9 protein-coding genes are annotated in these 7,353 nt (G+C 43.3%); 8 read left to right on the top strand and 1 reads right to left on the bottom strand.

Features of this window, described 5'->3' with window-relative positions; translation table 11 throughout:
* The 8 genes from U9Q18_04840 to U9Q18_04875 all read left to right on the top strand — a co-directional run.
* The coding region (locus U9Q18_04840; protein ID MEA3313684.1) for a DUF1302 family protein at window positions 1-1,219 on the top strand (1,219 nt) is incomplete at its 5' end.
* A gap of 112 nt (window positions 1,220-1,331) precedes the next feature.
* Complete coding sequence (locus U9Q18_04845; GenBank protein MEA3313685.1) at window positions 1,332-1,586, top strand: UPF0175 family protein; 255 nt, start codon at window positions 1,332-1,334, stop codon at window positions 1,584-1,586.
* 100 nt (window positions 1,587-1,686) lie between these two features.
* Window positions 1,687-2,082: a DUF3368 domain-containing protein gene (locus tag U9Q18_04850; GenBank protein ID MEA3313686.1), complete on the top strand. Its 396-nt coding sequence runs from the start codon at window positions 1,687-1,689 to the stop codon at window positions 2,080-2,082.
* 718 nt (window positions 2,083-2,800) lie between these two features.
* Window positions 2,801-3,106: a hypothetical protein gene (locus U9Q18_04855; GenBank protein MEA3313687.1), complete on the top strand. Its 306-nt coding sequence runs from the start codon at window positions 2,801-2,803 to the stop codon at window positions 3,104-3,106.
* Window positions 3,000-4,700: a TonB-dependent receptor gene (locus tag U9Q18_04860; protein MEA3313688.1), complete on the top strand. Its 1,701-nt coding sequence runs from the start codon at window positions 3,000-3,002 to the stop codon at window positions 4,698-4,700. The genes U9Q18_04855 and U9Q18_04860 overlap by 107 nt, the downstream gene beginning before the upstream one ends.
* A 47-nt stretch (window positions 4,701-4,747) precedes the next feature.
* Window positions 4,748-5,254, top strand: coding sequence for a cbb3-type cytochrome c oxidase subunit I (locus tag U9Q18_04865; GenBank protein MEA3313689.1), 507 nt, complete (start codon window positions 4,748-4,750; stop codon window positions 5,252-5,254).
* 23 nt (window positions 5,255-5,277) lie between these two features.
* Window positions 5,278-6,258, top strand: a complete 981-nt coding sequence (locus U9Q18_04870) for an ABC transporter substrate-binding protein (GenBank protein MEA3313690.1) — start codon at window positions 5,278-5,280, stop codon at window positions 6,256-6,258.
* A 62-nt stretch (window positions 6,259-6,320) separates the two neighbouring features.
* Window positions 6,321-7,061: a transglutaminase domain-containing protein gene (locus tag U9Q18_04875; protein MEA3313691.1), complete on the top strand. Its 741-nt coding sequence runs from the start codon at window positions 6,321-6,323 to the stop codon at window positions 7,059-7,061.
* 45 nt (window positions 7,062-7,106) lie between these two features.
* Here U9Q18_04875 and U9Q18_04880 read toward each other — a convergent pair.
* A partial coding sequence (locus tag U9Q18_04880; GenBank protein MEA3313692.1) for a PIN domain protein occupies window positions 7,107-7,353 on the bottom strand: 247 nt, incomplete at its 5' end.

Here is a 7,353-nt window from a genome sequence, read left to right on the forward strand (position 1 = left end):
CAATCAGTTAAGGGTAAAGGAGTTGGATGAACCTATATCACTCAGACAACGCTTGTGGCTGGATTGTTATCTGGGGCAGGACCTGTCTGCGTACGGCTCGCCCGCACAGGCAGGTTGGATCAGGGGTTTTGCAAACGCTTATTTTGATTATGACCCGGCTGTCCGGGATTGGACGGATGATAATGATGAGCTGTACTACCTGGAACTAAACGAGGCGTATCTGACAATAGATACGGAACGGATAGATTTTATCTTGGGCAAAAAAATGATGCGTTGGGGAACAGGGGATGGGATCAATCCCATGGACCTGATCAACCCCAGGGATTATCGAGACCCCATTGCAAGCGCCAGGGCCGATGCCAGACTTCCCATTTTGTTGGTGGACGGAATATTCCTGTTGGGGCCTGTCACTTTGGAAGGAATATTAATCCCAAAGGCAGAGGTAAACGAATTTCCACTGCCTGATAGCCCTTGGGAACCAAAAGCGCTGAGAGATATGAGAAGAAGCGCTGAATCAGGTGAGATTGTTCTTTCCCCAGGAGAAGAACCGGACGACTGGTTTAGGGATGCTGAGTTTGCCTTTCGAGTCTCCACAGTGACAGGCGGTTTTGACCTGGCATTGCTCTATTACAACGGCTACACAGACGATCCTGTTTATCACCGCGATTTCCTGGCCGATGGCAGGATGCGCTTCACCCCTCGTTATCACCGCTACCAGGCTTACGGATTTAACTTTGCAAAAGGTTTTGAACGAGTCACAATACGCGGTGAACTTGCCGTAAAGCCAGGGCTTCTTTTTTCAATTGATTCCAATGATGCATTATACGCAAAAGACAGCGATGGTCTTACGGCCAGGGATCTTTACCAGGGCGTGATCGGCATCGACCGAACCTTTTTCACAAACCTTTATGTAAACCTGCAATTTTTCTATGATTTTATAGAAAGCGGCCGTGAATCGATTACACTGAAACGTAAAACCCATGGTCTTACCTTTGAAATCAGCAATAAGTTTCTTGACGATGATTTAAATACCGGTTTTCGAGGTATGTATTTTACCAGTAATGACGGATCAGCCTCTGAGATATTTGCAGAATACAAGATCGGTGACAACTGGCAAATTGCCCCTGGATATATGGCTTTCAACGGCCCCAAAGACTCCCGCCTTGGGCAGTTCAAGGATAACGATATGGTCTATCTGAGATTGAGATACAGTTTTTGATTCAACGGTAAATCTGCTGGGCGCTTCTAACTAATAAATAAGCAAGGGTTCTTGCAATAATACGAATTTTCAGATATAAGAAAAAGAAATTAAAAGATGCAGGATGGCATCAATGTCGGTATTATTAGAAGTAGAAATGCCTGAGGGGGCATTTTCAGCGCTGAAGCAGGATCATGAGGGTTTGACCAGGGAGTTGCGTCTTGCGGCAGCAGCAAAATGGTATGAAATGGGGATAATATCACAGGAGAAAGCTGCTGAAATAGCTGGACTCTCAAGGATGAAATTCATATTTTCACTTTCCAAATATGGAGTTTCCCCCTTTCAATATACGGTAGAGGAAATAAGAGAGGAACTCGATCGTGTCTGACCAGTAGGTTTGCAATGCATTACCTCGTATACTCCTGAAACACATAGGTCATCTCAGACTCTTGACTGATCTTTGCGAAATCCTTGTTGTCCCAAAAGGTGTGGCAAATGAAATACTGAAATATAAAGAGGAAGCGCCGACCCTGGAAGCCTTTCTGACATCTCCAAAGGTGACAAGGGTACAAAGTGACATAACTATCGAACCTGCTATTGCTGGGTGGGACTTGGGGAAAGGAGAATCAGAGGTTTTATCATGGGCATTAACTCATCCTGAATATGAAGCAATCCTTGATGATTTATCTGCGCGTAAGTGCGCTCGGAGTCTTGGCATCCCTTTGCGTGGAACAGTGGGTATCATCCTTCTTGCAAAGAAAAGAAGCTATATTTCAAAAGCAGCGCCACTTATAGAATCGCTAATAGATACTGGTTTGAGGTTTGATATGAAATGGATAAATGAAGCGCTTGAACTTGTAGGAGAAAGTTTGAAATTAGATTGATATTATTGGAAACTTTCGCTCCAATTTTCCCCGCCAGAAAATACAAAAACTCCGGATCATCTTTCCCCGAGACGAACAGATTCAGATTGCCAGCCCTGTCTGCACCTGCCTGTCACGGAACCTGTCTGCGTGCGACGCACAGGCAGGCGGCAGACAAGCAGGTGCATAGGCAGAAATGACAGCTTGGCCTGTGAAATCTTTGCGGAATACAGGTTAGGCGATAACTATAAAGCTTCCCTGTTTGTATGTTCTTCAGCGGCCCCAAAGATTACCGTTTGGCCCAGTTCAGCCACAATAATATGTTCTACCCTGAGATTAAAATGTAGTTTTAAAACCAACAGCAAAAAATCTTGACATAGAACTTTTCCTTTGTTAGGGAAACCTAAATTATTTAACCATATCAAACCCTGAAGGGATGTCTTACGGTTTTCCGACCGAAAAGCGGGAAAAAGTGAAGGCGTAACTTGGATTGTGGCAAACATCTTAAGTTGCGCCTTTTTTATTTTAGACTATTAACAGAGCGCCAATAATTATTACTCTAAGGGTTCGGCAAAAAATAAGTTCGCAATTTCAGGTGTTGAGGCGCTCGGCTGACAAGGCGCGAAAAAGCATGAATATCAAGCATATTCAGAATTTTCGCAACGCAGTCAGGCGGGATGCATCAGCGCCTGAAATGTGAAGTTATTTTTTGTCGAGCCCTAACCAGAGGAGGAAAACGATGAAGAAGTTCAAGCTGGCATTGTGCCTGTTGGCAATTATTTTTGCCATTACTCCTACAGCAAATGCGCAAGAAAAAAACATCGAACCAAAAGCGGCGGAACTGGAAAAAATGGTTGTTACTGCAACAATGACGGAAAAAAAAGATGGAGGAGGCTCCCGGCTCCATCGAAGTTATCACATCACAAGAGATAGAAGAGATGGGCGCACAAACCGTGGCAGAAGCATTGGAAGTGGCCACAGGTCTTATGGTTATAGGGGAGACAGGAAGAATAAAGGCGCCCAGTATACGTGGCACAGGGAATAAACATACCCTGGTACTGATTGATGGAAGAAGGTTTTCCATGGGCTACAAGGATTTTCTTGATATAAACCAGATTTCCGTGGATATGATCAAGCGTATTGAGGTAGTCAGAGGCCCAACTTCCGCTCTTTACGGAAGCGATGCCATCGGCGGTGTTGTAAATATTATCACAAAGAAACCACCCCGGGATTTGGCAGCTGGAGCTACTTATCAGTACGGCATAAGTAAATATAGTGAAGGGGAAGAGCACATAGGCAGGGCTTATGTTGGGGATTCTTTGGGACGTTTTGGATTTCTCCTTGCAGGTGGATGCCGGAATAAAGACGGATGGGATAGAGATGAAGTTCTTCCTGATGATGGAGATCACGAAGAGTTGGGATCTGTAGACGGGCGTTTCTCTTTTAATCTTAATGATAATCACAGTCTTCTGGCAGGATTTGAATACCGTGACATGGATAGAGAGGGAATGAGATTTTATTCAAACCTTGATAGAGAAAGAAGCGCCGAAGACAAAAGACTCGGCTATTTCCTTCAATACGATGCCAAGTTGAGTGTTTTAAATAATCTCATGCTCAGAGCCTATCACTCTGAACATGAAAATGAAATCGAATTTTTACCAACTGCTTTAGTCACCGGAGAAGAAAATGCAAAGCGTAAATTGAATCAGATAGAGGGCCGGTTTACAGGGGCATTTCTCGATAAACATATTCTTATTGTGGGCTCTGAGTTCAGAGAAGAAAGCAGGGAAGATGAAACCGGTCGTGATGATGACCTGGATAATTTCAGTTTTTATCTGCAGGATGAATATCAGGTTTTTGATCCTTTATATCTTGTTTTGGGCGTGCGATTTGATGAGCATTCTGAATTTGGTTCCAAATGGACGCCCCGGGCCTCGATGATCTATAGCTTTTTTAATAATCTCAGGTTAAAAGCCTCCTACGGTTGTGGCTTTCGCGCGCCGAGCATATCCGAACTTTTTGTTACTTCATATAGAAAAAGAGGAAAGTGGATATATGAACCTAATCCTGATTTAGACCCTGAGGAATCAGAGAGCTACGAGGTTGGCATCGAGGGCGAATACAAGAAATTTTGGGGAAGAATTACAGGTTTTAGAAACGAAATAGAAGACCTTATTGAAGCCGTCTATTATAAATCAACTGGTACGGGAAAGAAAAAGAAAGACTATTACAGGTACCAAAATATTGCTGAGGCTACTATGGAAGGTGTGGAACTGGAAAGTGGTTTGAACCTGCCTTTAAACTTTTCCATCTCAGGAAATTTGACCTACCTTGAAACGGAAGACAAGAAAACAGGCAGAGATCTGGAAGGACAGCCGGACTATAAGGGGTATCTGAAATTAGGTTACCATCATTCTGAATTTGGACTGCGGGCTAATATTAGGATGGCTTATATCGGAGAGCGATACTATGAGAGCGGGATACAGGATGCCTACTCTCTTTATCATTGCTATCTTTCCAAGGAATTATTCCAACGTTTTACCCTGTTTGCAGGTGTTAATAATATATTTAACAAGATGGACAATGACGTATATATTGAGCCGACCTTTTATTATGCAGGTGTTACCATAAGCTATTAATTGTCGTAGCTTAATCTGTTAAAAGGAGATTTTATATGGCGCAAAAGATGGCAAGATATTTTATCACCGCCGCATTATTTTTCCTGATCCTAGGATGTTTGGAAGGAATAATGTTTCCGACAAAAATGTATTTCAAAAGGTTTTACTCCACCTTTATGCATATCCCACCGGAGTATTTGAAACCATTTTTTGTTGATTTTGTTAAAAAGATTCATACACATATCAACCTTATCGGATGGGTGAGCTCTGCACTTATGGGCATTTTGTATTATCTCGTTCCCAAGATACAGGGGGATGAAAGATACCGTGTGTGGGCATGTTATGCCAACCTCTGGTGTCATATTGCAGGGATTGTTCTTTTTTGCGCGGGTTTCCATCTCATAGGATCGTTCGGGCTTGCAACCGGTTTTGCCCATGGAACTACTGAGTTCAGAAAGGCCGTGACTCCTTTCAAATCCATTGTCATAACAGGTGGCTTATTGATTATCACATCTGCTTTTCTTTTTTCGTATAATATTATCAGAACCCTTTATGGAAAGGGCAAACCCATATAGTTTAAAGAAAGGAAATAAAATTTATGAAGAACTACATTAAAAACATCAATTCGATGGCACTTGCTTTTTTGTTCATCATGGTCACAGGGTTGGTTCTATTATCCTCCCAAACGGCTGAAGCAAAGCGAAAAATAGCCCCAGAGAAAATAAAAGCAATCATGGTTGGCGACCGGCTGGTAGATGTTGCTTTTAACCTGGGGGTTCTCCCCGAGGCCATGTCCGTGCGTTGCTCCATGTGGCCATTGTGCAAGGAACTCATAAATACTTCCCAGATACTGGGTTGCCCAAAATGCATAGTCGACAAAAACCCATCCATCGTTTCAAACACGGCAAAAAAACGAGGCATCAAGCGAATTATTATCGAGAAGCATCCAAATTTCTGTATTTACAAACCAAAGGTCAAGCCGGCCAATGTCGTTCCCCTGCTGGAAGGAAAAGGCCTGACCATCGAGTATGTTGATTTTTCTGATGGCTTAGAATCGGCCATCAGGCAGACGGCTAAATTGCTTGGATGTCAGTCTAAAGCCGATTCCTTGATCGATCGCTACAACAAAGCTATGGCAAAGGCTAAAAAAGGTTTGCCCAAGGCAAAATTGGGTAAAAAGGTGGTCATTATCAGCGGAACTTATCAAAGCGCTACGGGCAAGACTTTTCTGAGAGTCGAGATGCCCGGGGGCTATTCGGATCGTTTCCTGCTCGATCCAATCGGCTGTATAAACGTGGGTGACGTTCTTAAATCGGAAACCAAAAAGGTGGATAAAGGCCATTTTCTAATCAGAAAGCTGAACGCCCTGGCAAAAGCCAAACCTGATGTTATTGTCATGACAGGAAATCCTTTTGCAGTACAAAAGGCTCTTGCTGCCGCGGTGAAAGCAAATCCGGCTATGGCCAACGTGCCGGCCATCAAAAACACGGCCATTTACAGCTTGCCCTTTTATGCGGATTCAAGCGTGATCGAATATCCGTCTATTCTGCGGCAATGGACAGACGCCCTGTCGAACTGAACAATCGATGTCCAAATATTCACCGGTAAAAGAAGATATTGTTCGTCAGGACGTAAATCACGATGAGCACGAACCACAAGGAACATAAAGATTGTCTGGCCCCAAGTCCTATACTTGATTATGAATCGTCCTTAATGCAGGGAGTCCTTTCCGACCTGAAAAAAGCGGGCGGCATTATAGACCAGAGAATAGCAGCATATTTATTTGTTCGGGATAGTATTGTCTTTGGTTATAATTCCGATAGAGATTCTATTTCCGCTTCACAGGCGCTACGCGATGGAATCGGCCACTGCAATACAAAGAGCACCTTGCTTGGCGCTTTACTGCGCGGGCTGGGGGTCCCTTGTCGTTTCCATTTCTTCTGGATTGATAAAAAGGTTCAGCAGGGAATATTTCCTAAGCACATCTATGAGCATCATATCAAAGACGGAGTGCTTCATGCCTGGGTGGAAGCATTCACTGGTGAGCGCTGGGCTACACTTGAGGGTGTAATATTGGATCAGAAATATCTTGATTCGGCCCGAAAACTATTTCCAGAAACCAAAAAATTTGAAGGATGGGGTATAAGCTGCCAGGATCTTTCAACTGTAAGTACCGACTGGGATGGTGAAGGCGATACGTTTATACAGAAAGATTCCATTGTGAAGGATTTTGGCATTTTTAATTCCCCTGATGATTATTACGAAAAACACGGTGACAATCTTTCGAATATGAATCCCGTCAAACGGTTTATCTATCGATATTTGATCAGTAAGACACTGACCCGAAGAGCAGAGAAATTCCGTTTGGGAAAAGAACCGTAATTTGTGGCCTTTCGAGGTGTAAAGCCGAAGGGCATGGATATTCAGCTACAAAGTTTCTATCCTTATCCCGGATAGAGCAGCTAATTTGGATTGCCTCTCGTCGAAAGTAAGAAACCTCTCAGCTTTCATTGATAAAGCTGAGGCTACATGCAGAATGTCCAAGGCCCTTGAGCCCGTTTTATTAGTGTGCTTTCTTGATAAATCAACAGCGTATTTGAATGTGTCAGTCCAGCTTATTTGTGGACGATAAAAGACTCCTTTGTTTTCATGTTCAGCAAATCTTGCCATAATA

It is taken from the genome of Caldisericota bacterium, from assembly GCA_034717215.1.
Lineage (GTDB): Bacteria > Caldisericota > Caldisericia > Caldisericales > Caldisericaceae > UBA646.

Bases quoted from the DNA above. Each gene is read 5' to 3' on its own strand.
- U9Q18_04845 (MEA3313685.1), top strand. From the start codon at position 1,332: ATGTCGGTATTATTAGAAGTAGAAATGCCTGAGGGGGCATTTTCAGCG.
- U9Q18_04855 (MEA3313687.1), top strand. From the start codon at position 2,801: ATGAAGAAGTTCAAGCTGGCATTGTGCCTGTTGGCAATTATTTTTGCC.
- U9Q18_04860 (MEA3313688.1), top strand. From the start codon at position 3,000: ATGGGCGCACAAACCGTGGCAGAAGCATTGGAAGTGGCCACAGGTCTT.
- U9Q18_04865 (MEA3313689.1), top strand. From the start codon at position 4,748: ATGGCAAGATATTTTATCACCGCCGCATTATTTTTCCTGATCCTAGGA.
- U9Q18_04870 (MEA3313690.1), top strand. From the start codon at position 5,278: ATGAAGAACTACATTAAAAACATCAATTCGATGGCACTTGCTTTTTTG.
- U9Q18_04875 (MEA3313691.1), top strand. From the start codon at position 6,321: ATGAGCACGAACCACAAGGAACATAAAGATTGTCTGGCCCCAAGTCCT.